Origin of the sequence: Streptomyces sp. SudanB182_2057 (genome assembly GCF_964272715.1) — a bacterium.
GTDB lineage: Bacteria > Actinomycetota > Actinomycetes > Streptomycetales > Streptomycetaceae > Streptomyces > Streptomyces rubradiris.
This window is the reverse complement of the sequence record NZ_OZ186798.1, coordinates 7,651,758-7,671,263: the sequence shown is the minus strand read 5'-3', so window position 1 is coordinate 7,671,263 and position 19,506 is coordinate 7,651,758. Positions and strand designations below refer to the sequence as shown.

2 protein-coding genes are annotated in these 19,506 nt (G+C 77.1%); both read right to left on the bottom strand.

The genetic code is table 11. The features are described from left to right. Positions 1-70: 70 nt before the first annotated feature. Complete coding sequence (locus ACSURM_RS34185) at positions 71-3,961, bottom strand: type I polyketide synthase (RefSeq protein WP_436959828.1); 3,891 nt, start codon at positions 3,959-3,961, stop codon at positions 71-73. After that, a complete protein-coding gene (locus tag ACSURM_RS34180) occupies positions 3,958-19,440 on the bottom strand; it encodes an SDR family NAD(P)-dependent oxidoreductase (RefSeq protein ID WP_436959827.1) in 15,483 nt (5,160 codons plus the stop codon). The genes ACSURM_RS34185 and ACSURM_RS34180 overlap by 4 nt, the downstream gene beginning before the upstream one ends. Positions 19,441-19,506 lie beyond the last annotated feature (66 nt).

Sequence of the window (19,506 nt, the reverse complement as noted above, 5' to 3'; positions counted from 1 at the left end):
CTTTCGGCCGCCCGCGCGGGACGACGTACCCACCTCGTCCGCCGTCCGCCGCCTCCGCGGTGGCGCGGGCTCAGCACAGCTCGGCGGACAGCCATGCCTCGACCGCCTCGGCGGTGGTCTCCGCGTGGTCCTCCAGGATCGTGAAGTGGGTGCCGGGCACGTCGGCCGGCCGGTGCTCGGCGGGCCAGAGCGCCCGCCAGTCGCCGGTGCCGGGCCCGGTGGCGAAGGACTCGGTGGGCCGCACGAACAGCACCGGCGCCGTCAGCACGCCCGGCGGGCAGTGCTGGATGAGGTCGCTGTAGCGGCTCATCGCAGCGAGGCGGGCGGTGCCGAACCCGCCGAGGGCGGACTCGCGGGCCAGCATGCCGTCGAACATCTGCCGCCACAGCTCGTCCTTGCCGTCGTCCCCGGGCAGATAGGTGTCCAGCAGCACCACGCCCGCGGCCGGCCGGCCGGCCTTCTCCATGATCTCGGCCGCCGCGTGGGCGAACTGGCCGCCGGAGGAGTAGCCGACGAGCACGTACGGCCGCTCGTCCGGGCAGGCCCGGCGGACGCCCTCGACGACCGCCTCCAGCACCGCGTCCACCGAGCGCGGCAGCGGTTCGCCGGGGCCGAAGCCGGGCATCGCCGGCACCAGCAGGTCGCGGCGGCCCTCGAAGTGCCGGGCGATGCGGGCGTACTGGTGGGCGCCGCCCAGGGCCATCGGCGAGGGCAGGCAGACCAGCCGGTGGGGGGCGGGGCCGGTGGCCAGCCGCACCGGGTCGGTGACGTCGCCGAGTTCGGCCAGGCGGGAGAAGCCGGGGAGGATCCCGGCGACGGTGCGCAGCAGCTCGATGGCCTGGTCCATGTGTCCGGCGGCCGCCGCGCGCCGCACCAGGCCGCCGACCGATTCGGGGTCGTCGCCGGTGCCGTCCGCGGCCGCCGGTGGTCCGGCCAGGTGGGCGCGCAGGGCGGTGGCGAGGGCGGCCGGGGTGCGGTGGTCGAAGACGGCCCCGGCGGGCACGGTGGTGCCCAGGGCGGCGGCGAGGGCGGCGCGGAGTTCGGCGGCGGTGACGGAGTCCAGGCCGATCTCCAGGAAGACGGCGTCGGGCTCGACGGCCTCCGGTCCGGTGTGGCCGAGGACGGCGGCGGTGTGGGCCCGGATCAGATCGGTGAGCAGGGCCTCCTGTTCGGCCGGCCCGGCACCGGCGAGCCGTCGCCGCAGCGGCGCGGTGTCCCCGGGCGCGGTGGCCTGGGCAGGCGGGGCGGGTTCGGTCAGGGGGCCGGCGGTGAGGGGCACGTCGGCATTCAGCCAGTAGCGGGCGTGCTGGAAGGCGTAGGTGGGCAGTTCGGCGCGGGCCGTGCCGGGGAACAGGGCGGCCCAGTCGGGGGTGAGGCCGTCGGTGTGCAGGCGGGCCAGGCCGGAGGCCAGCGCGGCGGGTTCACCGCCGTGGCGGCGGCCGAGCGCGACGAGGACGGCGCCGTCGGCCGCCGGGCAGGCGCGGGCGAGGCCGGTGAGGTGGGCGTCGGGGCCGAGTTCCACGAAGCGGCCGGCGCCCGCGGCGGCGAGGGCGGTGACGGCGTCGGCGAACCGGACGGTCTCCCGGGCGTGCCGCACCCAGTAGCCGGGGTCGCGCAGGTCCTCGTCCCCGGCGAGGCGGCCGGTGAGGGTGGACACCAGCGGGATGCGCGCCGGGTGGAAGGCCAGCTTCCCGGCCACGGCCCGGAACTCGTCGAGCATGCCGTCCATCAGGGGCGAGTGGAAGGCGTGCGAGACGGTGAGCCGCCTGGCCTTGGCGAAGCGCCCGGCGGCGGCGAGCACCGCGTCCTCCTCGCCCGAGAGGACCACCGAGTCCGGGCCGTTGACCGCGGCGAGGGCGACCCGGTCGTCCAGCAGCGGCCGTATCTGCTCTTCGGTGGCGCGTACGGCGACCATCGCCCCGCCCTCCGGCAGCGCCTGCATCAGCCGGCCGCGCGCGGCGACCAGGGCGCAGGCGTCGTCCAGGTCGAGGACGCCGGCGACGTGGGCGGCGGCGATCTCCCCGACGGAGTGCCCGGCGAGCAGGTCGGGTCGCACGCCGAGGGACTCCAGCAGCCGGAACAGGGCGACCTCGAACGCGAACAGGGCGGGCTGCGCGTACTCGGTGCGGTGGACGGCGTCCGGGTCGTCGCCCGCGAGCACCCCGGTCAGGTCCAGGCCGAGCCGGGTCTCGACCGCGTCGAAGGCGTCGGCGAACACCGGGTAGTGGGCGCGTAGTTCGAGGCCCATGCCGGGGCGCTGGGCGCCCTGCCCGGTGAACAGGAACGCGGTGCGGGTGCCGGAGCGCGCCCGGCCGGTGACGGCGCCGGGCGCGGGCGTCCCGGTGGCGAGGGCGCGCAGCCCGGCCAGGAGTTCCTCCCGGCCGGTGCCGGTGACGGCCGCCCGGTGGCCGAAGGCGGTGCGCCGGGTGCCGAGGGCGCGGGCGACGGCCGCCGGGTGCGGTCCGGGCCGGTCGGCGAGGAAGGCGTGCAGCCGTTCGGCCTGGGCGGGCAGGGCCGCCGCGGAGCGGGCGGACAGTGGCCAGACGACGACGGGGGCGTCCGGTTCGTCGTCCGCCAGGTCCTCGGCGGGCGCCTGTTCGAGGATGACGTGGGCGTTGGTGCCGCTGATCCCGAAGGAGGAGATTCCGGCCCGGCGCGGCCGGTCCGCGGCCGGCCACTGCTGCTCCTCGGTGAGCAGCCGTACGTTCCCCGCCTCCCAGTCCACCTTCGTGGACGGCCGGTCCACGTGCAGCGTCCTGGGCAGCACCCCGTGCCGCATCGCCATCACCATCTTGATGACACCGGCGACCCCGGCCGCGGCCTGCGTGTGCCCGATGTTCGACTTCACCGAGCCCAGCCACAACGGCCGCTCCCGGTCCTGGCCGTAGGTGGCCAGCAGGGCCTGCGCCTCGATCGGGTCGCCCAGCGTCGTCCCCGTACCGTGCGCCTCCACCACGTCCACATCGGCGGTCGTGAGGCGGGCGGAGGCCAGTGCCTGCCGGATCACCCGCTGCTGCGACGGACCGTTCGGCGCCGTCAGCCCGTTGGAGGCACCGTCCTGGTTCACCGCCGAACCCCGCAGGACGGCCAGTACCTCGTGGCCGTTGCGCCGGGCGTCGCTCAGCCGTTCCAGCACCAGGACGCCCAGTCCCTCGGAGAACCCGGTGCCGGCCGCGTCGTCGGCGAAGGAGCGGCACCGCCCGTCCGGGGAGAGCGCGCCCTGCCGGCTGAACTCCACGTACGTGCCCGGCGAGGCCATCACCGTCACTCCCCCGGCCAGCGCCAGCGTGCACTCCCCCTGCCTGAGCGCCTGGGCGGCCAGGTGCAGCGTGACCAGGGAGGAGGAGCAGGCGGTGTCGACGCTGAGGGTGGGCCCCTCCAGGCCGAGGGTGTAGGCGACCCGGCCGGAGACGATGCTGCCGGAGCCGAAGCTGCCGAAGTAGTCGTGGTACATGACGCCCGCGAACACGCCGGTGCGGGAGCCGCGCAGGGTCGCGGGGTCGATCCCCGCGTTCTCCAGGGCCTCCCAGGAACCTTCGAGCAGCAGCCGCTGCTGGGGGTCCATGACGAGGGCCTCGTTCGGGGCGATGCCGAAGAAGGCGGCGTCGAAGTCGCCCGCGTCGTGCAGGAATCCGCCCTGCCGGGTGTACGAGCGGCCCGGTGTGCCCGGGGCCGGGTCGTACAGGCCGGGGTCCCAGCCCCGGTCGGCGGGGAAGGCGGTGATGCCCTCGCCGCCGTCCGCGACCAGCCGCCACAGGTCCTGCGGGGAGCGGACATCGCCCGGGTAGCGGCAGGCCATGCCGACGATCGCGACCGGTTCCCGGGCCGCCGCGGTCAGCGCGCGGTTGCGTTCCCGCAGCCGCTCGATCTCCTTCAGCGAGGCGCGCAGCGCCTCGACCATCCTGGTGTCCGGCATCTCGGACTCGGCCATGGTCCTCTTCCTTGTCGCGGGCGTCGTCACAGGGCGTCGTCGTCCCCGCCGAGGCCGTCGAGCGCCATGCTGATCAGGCTCTCGGCGTCCATCGCGTCGATCGGGGCGGGGCCGGCCGCGTCCTCGCCGTCCGGGTGCGGCGCGGGCCGCAGTCCGGCCAGTTCGAGCAGGCCGTCCAGCAGACCGGCCTCCCGCAGCCGGGCCACCGGGATCGCGGCGAGCGCGGCCCGCACCGTGTCCTCCTCGGCGCGCGGGCCGTCCTGGGCGGCCGGGGCCAGTTCGGCGTCCAGGTGGGCGGCGAGCGCGGCCGGGGTGGGGTGGTCGAAGACGAGGGTGGCGGTCAGCCGCAGGCCGGTGGCCTCGTTGAGCCGGTTGCGGAACTCCACGGCGGTCAGCGAGTCGAACCCCAGGTCCTTGAAGGGCAGTCCGTCCTCGAACTCCTCGGTGCCGAGGACCGTACGGGCCTCGTCCCGGACCAGCCGCAGCAGCCGTTCGGCGCGGTCCTCGGGGGCGAGGGCGGCCAGTTCGCGGCGCAGGGCCGGCGCGGCGGCCGGCGCGGCCGGGCCCGCCGGGCGGGGTGTCCGCACCAGGGAGCGCAGCAGCGGGGCGACGCGGGCGGGCTCGCGCGGGGCGAGGTCCAGGCGGGCCGGCAGCAGCACCGGCTCCGGACGGCCGGTCGCCGTGTCGAACAGGGCGAGCCCGGCCTCGGCGTCCAGGGCGAGCACCCCGCCGGCGGCGACGCGCCGGGCGTCGGTGCCGGTGAGCCGGTCGGCCATGCCGCCGCTGCCCGCCCAGGCGCCCCAGGCGAGCGAGACGGCGGGCAGGCCGAGCGCCCTGCGGTGGGCGGCGAGGGCGTCGAGGAAGGCGTTGCCGGCGGCGTACCCGGACTGGCCGGGGCTGCCGAGCAGACCGGCCGCCGAGGAGAACAGCACGAACGCCGTCAGGGGCCGTTCGCGGGTCAGTTCGTGCAGGTGCCAGGCGGCGTCCAGCTTGGGCCGCAGCACCGTGTCCAGCCGTTCGGGGGTGAGCGAGGTCAGCACGGCGTCGGCGAGGACGCCCGCGGTGTGCACGACCGCGGTGACCGGGTGCTCGTCCAGGACCCGGGCGAGGGCGGCGCGGTCGGCGGCGTCGCAGGCGACGAGCGTCACCTCGGCGCCGAGCGCGGTCAGTTCCCGGTGCAGCGCGGCCGCGCCGGGCGCCTCGGGCCCGCTGCGGCTGAGCAGCACCAGCCGGTCGGCGCCGTGCGCGGTGACCAGGTGCCGGGCGACCAGCCGGCCCAGGGCGCCGGTGCCGCCGGTGACCAGGACGCCGCCGGAGAAGCCGGCCGGGGCGGTCTCGGGCAGGCGCGGGGCGCGGACCAGCCGGGGGACGTGCACCGTGCCGTCGCGCAGGGCGAGCTGGGGTTCGCCGGTGGCGACGGCGGCGGGCAGCAGCCGGCGGGAGGCGTCGGTGCCGTCCAGGTCGGCGAGGACGAGGCGGCCGGGGTGCTCGGACTGGGCGGAGCGGATCAGGCCCCACGCGGCGCCGGCACCGGGGTCGGTGACGTCCCCGGGGCCCGTCGCCCCGTGCGTCGCCACCACCAGGGTGGAGTCGGCGGACCGGGGGTCGGCCAGCCAGTCGCGCACCTGGGTGAGCAGGCGGCGCAGGCCGGCCCGGACCGCGTCCGGGTCCGCGCCGCCGGGGTGGACGAGGAGCAGGGTGTCGGGGGCGTGGGCGGCGGCCTCGGCCGGGTCGGCGGCGACGGTGACCTCGGCGACCTCGCCCGCCAGGGCGTCGGCCAGGTCCTCGCGGTCTTCGCCGCAGACGGTCCACCGCCCGGCCTGCGGGGCCGCGGGCACGGCGACGGGCGCCCAGTCCGGGGCGAACAGGTCGTCGTGGCCGCCCGCGGCGGCGGCCGCGATCCGCTCCGGGTCCACCGCCCGCAGCGCCAGCGACGCCACCCGCAGCACCGGCCGCCCGGCGGCGTCGGCGGCCTCGACGCGTACCGCGCCCGCGCCCGCCGGGGCGATCCGCACCCGCAGGGCGGTCGCTCCCGGCGCGTACAGTTCCACGCCGCTCCAGGCGAACGGCAGCGTCATGCGCTCCTCGGTGCCCGCGCGCAGCGCGATGGCGTGCAGGGCGGCGTCGGACAGCGCCGGGTGCAGGCCGAACCCGTCCGCGCCGCCGGTCACGGCGACCTCGGCGCAGACCTCCTCGCCGAGCCGCCAGGCCACCTTCAGGCCCTGGAAGCCGGGCCCGTACTCGGCGCCCAGCTCGGCCAGCCGCTCGTACACGCCGTCCAGGCCGACGGGTTCGGCACCGGGCGGCGGCCAGGCGGCCGGGCCGGGTGCGGGCCGTTCCCCGGCGGGCCGCAGCACACCGGTGGCATGGGTGGTCCAGGGGTCGCCGTCGCCGTGGGCGGCGTACACCCGGAAGGCGCGGGCGCCGGTGGCGTCGGGTTCGCCGACCGTGCACTGGAGGCGGACGGCGCCGTCCTCGGGCAGGATCAGCGGTTCGGTGACGGTCAGTTCCTCCACCGCGGGGCAGCCGGCGCGGGCCCCGGCGGCCAGGGCCATCTCCACGAAGGCGGTGCCCGGCAGCAGCGCCGCCCCGCCCACGCGGTGGCCGGCCAGCCACGGCTGTCCGGCCAGGGACAGGTGCCCGGTGTACAGGATGCCGTCGGCGCCGGCGAGTTCGACGGCGGTGCCGAGCAACGGGTGCCCGTCGGCCGGGTGCGCCGGGACCGGGTCGCCGGTCAACCAGTAGCGGGTGCGCTGGAAGGCGTAGGTGGGCAGGTCCGAGCCGTCGCGGTGGGGCAGCAGGCCCGTCCAGTCGACGTCCGTGCCGTGCGCGTGCAGCGTGGCGAGCCCGGCGAGCAGCGCGTCGGGCTCCTCGCGGTCCTTGCGCAGCAGCGGTACGACGGCGGCTCCCTCGGGCAGGCACTCGCGGGCCGCGGCGGTCAGCGCGCCGCCGGGGCCGATCTCGGCGAAGTGCCGTGCCCCGGCGTCGTGCAGGGCGGTGACGGCGTCGGCGAAGCGGACGGCCTCGCGGGCGTGCCGCACCCAGTAGTCGGGGCCGGACAGCTCGTCGGGGGCGGCCGGGGCGCCGGTGAGGGTGGATACCAGCGGGATCCGCGCGGTCCCGTACGTCACGGCGGCGGCGATCTCGCGGAACTCGTCCAGCATCGGCTCCATCAGGGCCGAGTGGAAGGCGTGGCTGACGGCGAGTTCCCTGGTGCGGGCGAAGCGGGCGGCCAGCGCGCGGGCGGGTCCGGCGGGCCCGGAGAGGACGAGGGACGCGGGCCCGTTGACGGCGGCGATGCCGACGCCGTCGCCGAGCAGCGGCACGACCTCCTCCTCGGTGGCGCGTACGGCGATCATCGCGCCGCCTTCGGGCAGGGCCTGCATCAGGCGGCCCCGGGCGGCGACGAGCGCGCAGGCGTCCTTCAGGCCGAGCACGCCCGCGGCGTGGGCGGCGGCGAACTCGCCGACGGAGTGCCCGGCGAGCAGGTCGGGCCGTACGCCGAAGGACTCCAGCAGCCGGTACAGGGCCACTTCGACGGCGAACAGCGCGGGCTGGGTGTACTCGGTGCGCTCCAGCAGTTCGGCGGAGTCCAGCACCTCGGCGAGCGGCCGGTCCAGCAGCGGGTCGAGGTGGGCGCGGACCTCGTCGAAGGCGGTGGCGAAGGCGGGGAAGGCCGCGGCGAGGCGGGTGCCCATGCCGGGCAGCTGCGAGCCCTGGCCGGAGAAGAGGAAGGCGAGCCGGCCGTCGGTGGCGGTGCCGAGCACCCCGGCCGGGGGCGTGCGGCCCTCGGCCACGGCCCGCAGTCCGGCGGTCAGTTCGTCCCGGGTGCGGCCGAGGACGGCGGCCCGGTGGCCGAGCCGGGTCCGGGCGTGGGCGAGCGCTCCGGCGAGCCGGTGCGGGTCGGTGTCCGGGGCGGCGGACAGGTGGTCCAGCAGCCGGGCGGCCTGGGCGCGCAGGGCGTCCGGGGTGTGCCCGGACAGCAGCCACGGCACGGTGCCCCCGGCCGGGGCGGCGGGCTCTCCGGCTGCCTCTTCGGCGGGTGTCCCGGCGGGTGCGGCCTCGATGATGACGTGGGCGTTGGTGCCGGAGATGCCGAAGGAGGAGACGCCCGCGCGGCGCGGTCGGCCCGGGTCCGGCCAGGGGCGGTTCTCGGTGAGCAGCCGGACGTTGCTCCCCTCCCACTCCACGTGCCGGGTGGGCCGGTCCACGCCGAGGCTGGCGGGCAGGGTCTCGTGGCGCATCGCCTCGATCATCTTGATGACACCGGCGACTCCGGCGGCGGCCTGGGTGTGGCCCAGGTTGGACTTGACCGAGCCGAGCCACAGCGGGCGCTCGTCGGTGTGTTCGCCGCCGTAGGTGGCGATCAGCGCCTGCGCCTCGATGGGGTCGCCGAGGGTGGTGCCGGTGCCGTGCGCCTCGACCACGTCGACGTCGGCCGCGGTGACACCGGCCGCTTCGAGGGCGCGGCGGATGACGCGCTGCTGGGCGGGCCCGTTGGGGGCGCTGATGCCGTTGGAGGCGCCGTCCTGGTTGACGGCGGTGCCGCGCAGCACCGCGAGGATACGGCGGCCGTTGCGACGGGCGTCGGAGAGCCGCTCCAGCAGCAGCACGCCGGCGCCCTCGCCGAAGCCGGTGCCGTCGGCGGCGTCCGCGAACGGCTTGCAGCGGCCGTCCCGGGACAGGCCCCGGTGCCGGCTGAACTCCACGAAGGTGCCCGGGGTGGCCATGACGGTCACTCCCCCGGCCAGCGCCAGCGAGCAGTCGCCCTGCCTGAGCGCCTGCGCGGCCAGGTGCAGCGCGACCAGCGAGGAGGAGCAGGCGGTGTCGACGCTGAGGGTGGGCCCCTCCAGGCCGAGGGTGTAGGCGACCCGGCCGGAGACCACGCTGCCGGAGCCGTAACTGCCGAAGTAGTCGTGGTACATGACGCCCGCGAACACGCCGGTGTCGGAGCCGCGCAGGGTCGCGGGGTCGATGGAGGCGCGCTCCAGCGCCTCCCAGGAGGTCTCCAGCAGCAGCCGCTGCTGGGGGTCGGTGACCAGGGCCTCCTCGTCGTCCATGGCGAAGAACGCGGGGTCGAAGCCGGCCGCGTCGTACAGGAAGGCGCCGTGCCGGGTGTAGCTGGTGCCGGGGCGGTCCAGGGTGGGGTCGTAGAGGCGGTCGAGGTCCCAGCCGCGGTCGGTGGGGAACTCGCCGATCGCGTCCCGGCCTTCGGCGATCAGCCGCCACAGGTCCTCCGGGGAGGCGATGCCGCCGGGGAAGCGGCAGGCCATGCCGACGACGGCGATCGGCTCGTCGGCGGCGGCCCGCGGGGCGGTGCGGGCGGGTGCCGGGGCGAGGGTGCCGGTGAGTTCGCCGAGCAGGTGGTGGGCGAGGACGGCCGGGGTGGGGTGGTCGAAGACGAGGGTGGCGGGCAGCTTCAGGCCGGTCGCCGTGGTGAGCCGGTTGCGCAGTTCGACGGCGGCCAGGGAGTCGAAGCCGAGTTCCCGGAAGGCCAGGGTGCGGCCGACGTCCTGGGCGGAGCGGTAGCCGAGGATGGTGGCGACATGGCCGCGCACGAGGTCGGTGAGGAACGGCTCGCGTTCGGCCGCCGGCAGTCCGGCGAGCTTCTCGCGCAGCGCGTCGGCGCCGCCGGCCGCGCCGCGCGCACCGGCCGCTCCGGCCCGGCGTACGGGCACCAGGACGCGGAACAGCGGGGCCGCCTCGGCGCCTTGGGCGCGCAGCGCGGCCAGGTCCAGCCGCACCGGCAGCACGGCGGGGTCGGCGCCGCGCACGGCGGCGTCGAACAGGGCGACGCCCTCCTCGGTCTCCAGCGGGGCGACGCCGCCGCGGGCGATCCGGCCGAGGTCGCTGTCGCCGAGGGCGCCGGTCATGCCGCCGGCCCGCGCCCACAGACCCCAGGCCAGGGAGTGCGCGGGCAGGCCGAGGGACCTGCGGTGCACGGCGAGGGCGTCGAGGTAGGCGTTGGCGGCGGCGTAGTTGGCCTGGCCGGGCGAGCCGAGCGTGGCGGCGGAGGAGGAGAACAGCACGAACGCCGACAGGTCCAGGCCGGCGGTGAGTTCGTGCAGGTTCCAGGCGGCGTCCAGCTTGGGCCGGAACACGGTGTCGAGCCGCTCCGGGGTGAGCGAGGAGAGCACCCCGTCGGCGAGGACACCGGCCGCGTGGATCACGGCGGTCAGCGGCCGGCCGGCGGGTACGGCGTCCAGTACGGCGGCGAGCGCGGCGCGGTCGGCGACGTCGCAGGCGACGCTCGTCACCTGGGCGCCCAGCGCGGTGAGTTCACCGACCAGGTCCTCGGCGCCGCCGCTCCGGCTCACCAGCAGCAGGTTCCGCACCCCCCGCTCGGCGACCAGGTGCCGGGCCACGATCCGCCCGAGGGCACCGGTGGCGCCGGTGAGCAGGACGGTGCCGGTCCCGAAACCTGTGCCGGTGCCGGTGCCGGTGTCGGTGTCGGTGTCAGCACCGGTGTCGAGCCCGTCGGTGGTGACGCGGACCAGGCGCGGCAGTCTCCACGCGTCCTCGTGGAACGCCACGTGGGGTTCGCCGAGGGACGCCGCCTCCGGGAGGCGTTCGGGGGCCGGGGGCGTGGCGGACTCGACCAGGACGATCCGGCCGGGGTTCTCCGACTGGGCCGAGCGGACCAGGCCGCCGACCGCGGCGCCCGCCGGGTCGGTGCCGGTGACGACGACGAGGGGGGTGTCGGCGAGGCGGTCGTCGGCCAGCCCGGCGCGCAGCCCGTCCAGGACCGCGCCGACGGCCGCCCGGGTCTCGGCGGCGCTCACCCCGGCCGGGGCCCGCACCACCTCCACCGGGCCGGTGGCCGCCGTGACCGGCGGGGCCGGGACCCACTCGACCCGGTACAGCCCGCCCGCGCGGGGCGTCGGGGCCGCGGCGGCCAGCGCGTCGGTGCGCAGGGGCCGCAGGGTGAGGGCGTCGACGGTGGCGACGGGGGCGCCGGTGGGATCGGCGAGCGCCAGGGCGACGGTGCCCTCCCCGGTGGGCCGGACGCGGACGCGCAGCGCGGTCGCACCGGTGGCGTGCAGCCGTACCCCGGACCAGGCGAACGGCAGCAGGGCCTCCTCGCCGGCCGCGTCGGTGAGGCCGACGGTGTGCAGCGCGGCGTCCGAGAGCGCCGGGTGCAGGGCGAACCCGTCGGGCGCGGCGTCGGTGGCGACCTCCGCGTACAGGCCGTCGGCGGCGCGCCAGGCGGCGCGCAGGCCCTGGAACAGCGGCCCGTAGCCGAGGCCGAGGCCGGCCAGGTCGTCGTAGAGGCCGTCGAGCGGAATGGGTTCGGCGTCCCGGGGCGGCCAGTCGGTGAGCGGCTCGGCGGGGACGGGGAGGGTGCCGGTGGGGGCGAGCAGGCCGTCGGCGTGCCGGGTCCAGGGCAGTTCCTCGTCCGGGCTCTCCGGGCGCGACCAGATGGTGACCGGCCGGGTGTCGCCCTCGGGCGCGCCGACGGTGACCTGGAGCTGTACGGCGCCGTGGTCGGGCAGGACGAGCGGCGCGTGCAGGGTGAGTTCGGCGAGGTCCCCGCAGCCGACCTGGTCGCCGGCGCGCAGCGCGAGTTCCAGGTGCCCGGTGCCGGGGAAGAGCAGCCGGCCGCCCACCCGGTGGTCCGCCAGCCAGGGCTGGGTCGCCGCGGACAGCCGGCCGGTGAGCACGGCGCCCTCGGTGTCGGCGCGGACCATCGCGGCGCCGAGCAGGGCGTGGTCGGTGGGGGCGAGGCCGGCGGAGGTGACGTCGGCGCCGCCGGCGGTGCTGTCGAGCCAGTACCGTTCGCGCTGGAAGGCGTAGCCGGGCAGCGGCACCCGGCGGGGCCGGCGGCCCTCGGCGACGGCGGTCCAGTCGACGGCGGCGCCGTGGGTGAACGCCTCGCCCAGCGCGGTCAGCAGCCGGTCCCGGCCGCCCTCGTCGCGGCGCAGGGAGCCGACGGCGGCCACGGCGTCGTCGGTCTCCTGGATGCCGACGGTGAGCACCGGGTGCGGGCTGGCCTCGATGAACAGCTGGTGCCCGTCGGCCACGGCGGCTCGTACCGCCTGTTCGAACAGCACGGTTCCGCGCAGGTTGGTGTACCAGTACTCGGCGCCGAGCGCGGTGGTGTCGAGGGGCCCGCCGGTGACGGTGGAGTAGAACGGCACCCGGGTGGCACGCGGCTCGATGCCGTCGAGGACCTCGGCGAGGCGGGCCCGCAGGGTCTCGACGTGGGCGCTGTGCGAGGCGTAGTCCACGGGCAGGCGCTTGGCGCGGACCTTCTCGGCGCGCAGCAGGGCGAGGAGTTCGTCGAGGGCTCCGGGGTCGCCGGAGACCACGGTGGAGGCGGCGCCGTTGACGGCGGCGACCGACAGCCGGCCGTCGAAGGCGGCGAGCCGGGCGCGGACCGCGTCGGCGCCCTCGCCGACGGACATCATGCCGCCGGTGCCGGACAGCAGCTCGGCGATGGCCTGGGAGCGCAGGGCGACGACGCGGGCGCCATCGGCGAGGGACAGCGCGCCGGTGGCGCAGGCGGCGGCGATCTCGCCCTGGGAGTGGCCGATGACGGCGGACGGGGTGACGCCGTAGGCGCTCCAGGTGTGCGCGAGGGACACCATCACGGCCCACAGCAGCGGCTGGACGACGTCCACCCGGTCCAGGGTGCCGCGCAGTTCGGTGGCGAAGTCCCAGTCGGTCCAGGGGGCCAGGGCGGCGGCGCACTCGGCCATGCGGGCGGCGAACACCGGTGATTCGTCGAGGAGTCGGGTGGCCATGCCGGACCACTGGGAGCCCTGGCCGGGGAAGACGAACACGGGTCGGGTGCGGCCGGGGGCGGTGCCCTGGACGAGGGTGCGGGCGGTGGCGCCGTCGGCCAGCGCGGCCAGCGCGCCGCGCAGTGCGGCCGGGTCGGGTCCGGTGATGGAGGCGCGGTGGGGGAAGCGGGCGCGGGTGGTGGCGAGCGACCAGCCGATGTCGGACGGGTCGAGGCCGGGGTGGGTGTCGAGGTGGCCGAGGAGGGCGGCGGCCTGTCCGGCGAGCGCGGCGGGGGTCTTGGCGGTGAGCAGCCACGGCACGGCGAGGCCCTCGGGTGCGGGGGCCGCGGGCTCGGCGGGGGCGGGCGGGACCTGTTCGAGGATGACGTGGGCGTTGGTGCCGCTGATCCCGAAGGAGGACACCCCGGCCCGGCGCGGCCGGTCCGCGGCCGGCCACTGCTGCTCCTCGGTCAGCAGCCGTACGTTCCCCGCCTCCCAGTCCACCTTCGTGGACGGCCGGTCCACGTGCAGCGTCCTGGGCAGCACACCGTGCCGCATCGCCATCACCATCTTGATGACACCGGCGACCCCGGCCGCGGCCTGCGTGTGCCCGATGTTCGACTTCACCGACCCCAGCCACAGCGGCTGCTCGCGGTCCTGGCCGTAGGTGGCCAGCAGGGCCTGCGCCTCGATCGGGTCGCCCAGCGTCGTCCCCGTGCCGTGCGCCTCCACCACGTCCACGTCGGCGGTGGTGAGGCGGGCGTTGTCCAGGGCCTCGCGGATGACGCGTTCCTGGGCGGGGCCGTTGGGGGCGGTCAGGCCGTTGGAGGCGCCGTCCTGGTTGACGGCGGTGCCGCGGACCAGGGCCAGCACCGGATGGCCGTTGCGCCGGGCGTCGGAGAGGCGTTCCACGACGAGGACGCCGACGCCCTCGCCCCACACCGTTCCGCCCGCCGCGTCGGCGAAGGCGCGGGTGCGGGCGTCGGGGGCGAGCGCGCCCTGCCGGCTGAACTCGATGAACGTCTCCGGGGTGGCCATGACGGCGACCCCGCCGACCAGCGCCAGGCTGGACTCCCCCTGCCGGAGCGACTGGGCGGCCAGGTGCAGCGCCACCAGGGACGAGGAGCAGGCGGTGTCGACGGACAGGGACGGGCCCTCCAGGCCGAGGGTGTAGGCGACCCGGCCGGAGATGATGCTGCCGGAGCCGAAGCTGCCGAAGTAGTCGTGGTACTGGACGCCGGCGAACACGCCGGTGCGGCTGCCCTTGAGGGTGTGCGGGTCGATGCCGGCGCTCTCCAGCGCCTCCCAGGACGTCTCCAGCAGCAGCCGCTGCTGGGGGTCCATGACGAGGGCCTCCTTGGGGCTGATGCCGAAGAAGGCGGCGTCGAAGTCGCCCGCGTCGTGCAGGAATCCGCCCTCGGCGACGTAGGAGGTGTCGGGGCGGCTCCGGGTGGGGTCGACGATCCGGTCCACGTCCCAGCCCCGGTCGGCGGGGAAGGGGGTGATGGCGTCGGTGCCGTCGGCGACCAGCCGCCACAGGTCTTCCGGGGTGCGCACGTCGCCCGGGTAGCGGCAGGCCAGGCCGACGATCGCCAGCGGTTCCCCGGCGCGGGCCGCCCGGGCGCGCCGGGCGCCGCGGGCCGCGGCCGGGGCGTCGCCGACCAGGGTGCCGAGGTGGGCGGCGAGCGCGTCGGGCGAGGGGTGGTCGAAGACCAGGGTGGCACTCAGCCGCCGGCCCAGTTCGGCGGAGAGGGAGTTGCGCAGTTCGATGGCGGCGAGCGAGTCGAAGCCGAGGTCCTTGAAGGCCCGGTCGGTCTCCACGCCGCCCGGGTCGGCGTGCCCGAGGACGGCGGCGACATGGGCGCGGACCGTGTGCAGCAGCGTCTCGGCGCGCTCCTCGGCGCCCAGGGCGGCCAGCCGCTCGGCGAGTCCGGTGCCGGTGCCCTCGGCGGCGGCCTCCCGGCGTACCGGGCGGCCCACGAGGGCGCGGAGGACGGGCGCGAGGCCGGGGCCCTGGGCGCGCAGCGCGGGCAGCGAGAGCCGTACCGGCGCCAGGGCAGGGCGGCCCGCGCGCAGGGCCCGGTCGAACAGCGCGGTGCCTTCCCCGGCGGTCAGGGCGGTCATGCCGCCGCGGGTCATCCGGGCCCGGTCGGCCTCGTCCAGGGTGCCGGTCATGCCGCCGGTGGGTGCCCAGGGGCCCCAGGCCAGCGACAGGGCGGGGGCGCCGTGGGCGTGGCGGTGCGCGGCGAGGGCGTCCAGGAGGGCGTTGGCGGCGGCGTAGTTGCCCTGGCCGGGGGCGCCGACGGTGCCGGCCACGGAGGAGAACAGCACCAGCTTGACGCGCTCGCCCGCCAGTTCGTGGAGGTGGAGGGCGCCGAGGGCCTTCGGGGCGAGGACGGTCTCGACGCGTTCGGGGGTGAGGGAGGAGACCACGCCGTCGTCCAGGACGCCGGCGGCGTGCACGACCGCGGTGAGGGGGCGGTCGGCGGGCAGGCCGGCCAGGACGGCGGCGAGGCGCTCGCGGTCCGCCACGTCGCAGGCGTGGGCGGTCGCGGTGGCGCCGAGGGCGGCCAGTTCGGCGATCAGGTCGTCGGCGGTGCCGGAGCGGCTGAGCAGCGCGAGGTGCCGTACGCCGTGCGCGGTGACCAGGTGGCGGGCGAGGACCCGGCCGAGGCCGCCGGTGGCGCCGGTCAGCAGGACGGTGCCCTCCGGGTCGAAGCCGAAGTCGGGTGCTTCGGCGGGGAGTTCGGCGCGTATCAGGCGGGCGGCGCGGGCGGTGCCCGCGCGCACGGCGAGCTGGGGTTCGCCGGTGGCGAGGGCGCCGGGCAGGACGGTGGCGGCGTCCGCGCCGGGTTCGAGGTCGAGCAGGGTGAACCGGTCGGGGTGCTCGGACTGCGCGGACCGCACCAGGCCCCATACGGCGGCGCCGGCCAGGTCGGGCACGTCCTCGCCGGTGGCGCTCACCGCGCCCCGGGTGACCACGGCGAGCGGTCGGGGGTCGTCGTCCTGGAGGGCGGCGAGCGCGGTGCGCAGGGCCTGGCGGACGGCGTCGGGGGTGGACCCGGGGGCGCTGTGCAGCACCCGGTGGCCGGGTTCGGGTGCGTCGGTGTCCAGGGGCAGCGGCTGCCAGTCGAGGGCGAACAGGGCGTCGGCGGCCGGATCGTGGCCGGCGAGGTGGGTGAGCGGGCGGGAGGTCAGCGAGGCGACCGTGGCGACGGGGGCGCCGTCGGCATCGGCCAGGTCGACGGTGAAGGCGTGGTCGCCGGCGGGCGTGAGCCGGGCGCGCAGCACCGAGGCGCCGGTGGCGTGCAGGGTGACGCCCGCGAACGCGAACGGCAGCCGGGCGGTGTCGTCGGCGGAGCCGTCGCCGAGCAGGGCGAGGGAGTGCAGGGCGGCGTCGAACGCGGCCGGGTGCAGGCCGAAGCGGGGCGCGTCGGCGGCGGGCCGCTCGGGCAGCCGTACCTCGGCGAACACCTCCCCGTCGCGCCGCCAGGCGGCCGTCAGCGCCCGGAAGACGGGCCCGTACTCCAGTCCGGCGGCGGCGTGCCGCTCGTACAGGCCGCTGGTGTCGAGCGCTTCGGCGTCCTCCGGGGGCCAGTCGTCCAGGCGGGTGCCCGGCGCGCCGGGGCCGGCGGTGAGGAGGCCGGAGGCGTGCGCGGTCCACGGGGCGTCGGCGGGCAGGCTCTCGGCGCGGGCGTACACGTGCACCGTGCGGGCGCCCGAGGCGTCGGGCGCGCCGACGGCGACCTGGACCCGTACCCCGTCGTCCGGGGGCAGCACCAGCGGGGTCTCCAGGGCGAGTTCGTCCAGGTGGGCGCAGCCGACCTGGTCGCCGGCGCGGACGGCGAGCTCGACCATGGCGGTGCCGGGGACGACGATCCGGCCGGCGACGACGTGGTCGGCGAGCCAGGGGTGGGTGCGCGCCGACAGCCGGCCGGTGAGCACGGCGCCGTCGGTGTCGGCGAGGACGGTGGCGGCGCCGAGCAGCGGGTGGTCGGCGGAGTCGAGTCCGGCGGAGCCGACGTCGCCGGCGGTCGCGGTGGTCTCGGGCCAGAACCTCTCGCGCTGGAAGGCGGTGGTGGGCAGGTCGACGGTGCGGGCGCCGGTGAACAGCGCGGTCCAGTCCACGGCGGCGCCGCCGGTGTACAGCCGGGCGACGGCGGTGAGCAGGGTCTCGGTCTCGTCGCGGTCGCGGCGGGAGGCGGCGGCCAGGACGGCGTCGGTGTCCTGACCGGCGCCGGTGCCCGTCTCGGTGTCGGTGTCGGTGTCGTCGGCGGTCAGGCAGTCGCGGGCCATGGCGGTCAGCACGGCGTCCGGGCCGACCTCGAGGTAGCGGGTGACGCCCTCGGCGGCGAGGGCGCGGACGCCGTCGTGGAAGCGGACCGCCTCGCGCACGTGCCGCACCCAGTAGCCGGGGGAGGCGATGTCCTGGGTGGCGAGCGCGCCGGTGACGTTGGAGACGACGGGGATGGCGGCCCGGTGATAGGTCAGGGACTCGGCGACCGTCCGGAACGCGGCCAGCATCGGTTCCATCAGGGGCGAGTGGAAGGCGTGCGAGACCGTCAGCCGGCGATTCTTGCCGAAGTGGGCGGCCACCGCCTCGGCCTCGGCGGCGTCGCCGGAGATCACCACGGAGCGGGGGCCGTTGACGGCGGCGATGCCGACCCGGCCGGTGAGCAGCGGGCGGACCTCCTCCTCGGTGGCGCGTACGGCGATCATGGCGCCGCCCTCGGGCAGCGCCTGCATGAGCCGGCCGCGCGCGGCCACCAGCGCGGTCGCGTCCCTCAGGTCCAGGACGCCCGCCACGTGGGCGGCGGCGATCTCGCCGACGGAGTGCCCGGCCAGGTAGTCGGGGGTGACGCCCCAGGACTCCAGCAGCCGGTACAGGGCGACTTCGAAGGCGAACAGCGCGGTCTGGGTGCGGGCGGTGCGGTGCAGCGGCGCGGGGTCGTCGCCGAGGACCAGGTCACGCAGCGCGTCGTCCCCGGTGAGCGCGCAGATCTCGTCGAAGGCGCGGGCGAACACCGGGAAACGGGCGTGCAGTTCGCGGCCCATGCCGGCGCGCTGGGCGCCCTGGCCGGTGAACAGGAAGGCGGTCTGCCCCTTGCGGACCCGGCCCGAGGCGGCGCCCCGGCCGCCCTCGGCCACGCCGGTCAGGGCGGTCAGCAGCGCGTCGCGGCCGGCGCCGAGGACCACGGCCCGGTACGGGTGGGCGGTGCGGGTGGCGGCCAGGGAGTGCGCCACGTCCACCGGGTCCAGTTCGCCGACGGCGGCGGCGAGGCGGGCGGCCTGCTCGCGCAGGGCGCGTTCGGTGCGGCCGGAGACCACCCAGGGCACCAGCGGCGGTGCCGTGCGCGGCTCCGCCTCCCCCGGTCCCCCCGCTTCCCCGGCTTCCCCGGTCTCCGCGGCGGGCGCCTCCTCCAGGATGGTGTGCGCGTTGGTGCCGCTGGCGCCGAAGGAGGACACGGCGGCCCGGCGGGGGCGCCCGGGGTCGGTCCAGGGCCGGTTCTCGGTCAGCAGCCGGATGTCGCCCTGGGTCCAGTCGACCTTGGTGGAGGGCTGCTCGGCGTGCAGGGTCCGGGGCAGGACCCGGTGCCGCATCGCCATGACCGCCTTGATGATGCCGGCGACGCCGGCCGCGGCCTGGGTGTGCCCGATGTTGGACTTCACCGAGCCCAGCCACAGCGGCTGTTCGCGGCCCTGCCCGTAGGTGGCGAGCAGCGCCTGGGCCTCGATGGGGTCGCCGAGGGTGGTGCCGGTGCCGTGCGCCTCCAGCAGGTCCACGTCGGCCGGGCCGAGGTCCGCGGAGGCCAGGGCGGCGCGGATGACGCGCTGCTGGGAGGGGCCGTTGGGGGCGGTCAGGCCGTTGGAGGCGCCGTCCTGGTTGACGGCGGAGCCGCGGACCACGGCCAGTACCTCGTGGCCGTTGCGGCGGGCGTCGGAGAGCCGTTCCAGCACCAGCATGCCGGCGCCCTCGCTCCAGCCGGTGCCGTCGGCGCCGTCGGCGAAGGACTTGCAGCGGCCGTCGGCGGCGAGGCCGCGCTGCCGGCTGAAGGCGATGAAGTTGCCCGGCGTGGACATCACGGTGGCGCCGCCCGCCAGGGCGAGGGTGCACTCCTTGTTGCGCAGGGCCTGCACGGCGAGGTGCACCGCGACGAGCGCCGAGGAGCAGGCGGTGTCGATGGTGACGGCCGGGCCCTCCAGGCCGAGGGTGTAGGAGATGCGGCCGGAGATGACGGCGGCCAGCACGCCGGTGCCGAGCGCGGCCTCGCTGTCGTCGGGCATCCGGGCCAGCAGGTCCTTGTAGTCCTGGCCGTTGGTGCCGGCGAACACCCCGACGCGGGTGCCGTGCACCGCGTCGGGGGCGATCCGGGCGCGTTCCAGGGCTTCCCAGGACACCTCCAGCAGCAGCCGCTGCTGGGGGTCCATCGCGAGCGCCTCGCGGGGGCTGATGCCGAAGAAGTCCGGCTCGAAGGCGGCCGCGCCGTCGAGGAAGCCGCCGCGGGTGACGTAGCTCTTGCCGGTGGCGTCCGGGTCGGGGTCGTAGAGCGCGTCGAGGTCCCAGCCCCGGTCGTCGGGGAAGTCGCCGATGGCGTCGGTGCCGTCGTGGACGAGCCGCCAGAACTCCTCCGGGGTGCTCACACCGCCGGGGAAGCGGCAGCTCATCCCGACGATGGCGATGGGTTCGCGGTCCTGGGTCTCCACCTCGCGCAGCCGCCGGCGGGTCTGGGCCAGGTCGGCGGAGACCCGCTTGAGGTAGGAGAGCAGCTTTTCGTCGTTGGTCATCGGGTGTCGCCACTCCTGTGCGAAGAGGGGGGACCGCGGTGCGGCCGGGGTGTCGTCGGGGGTCGC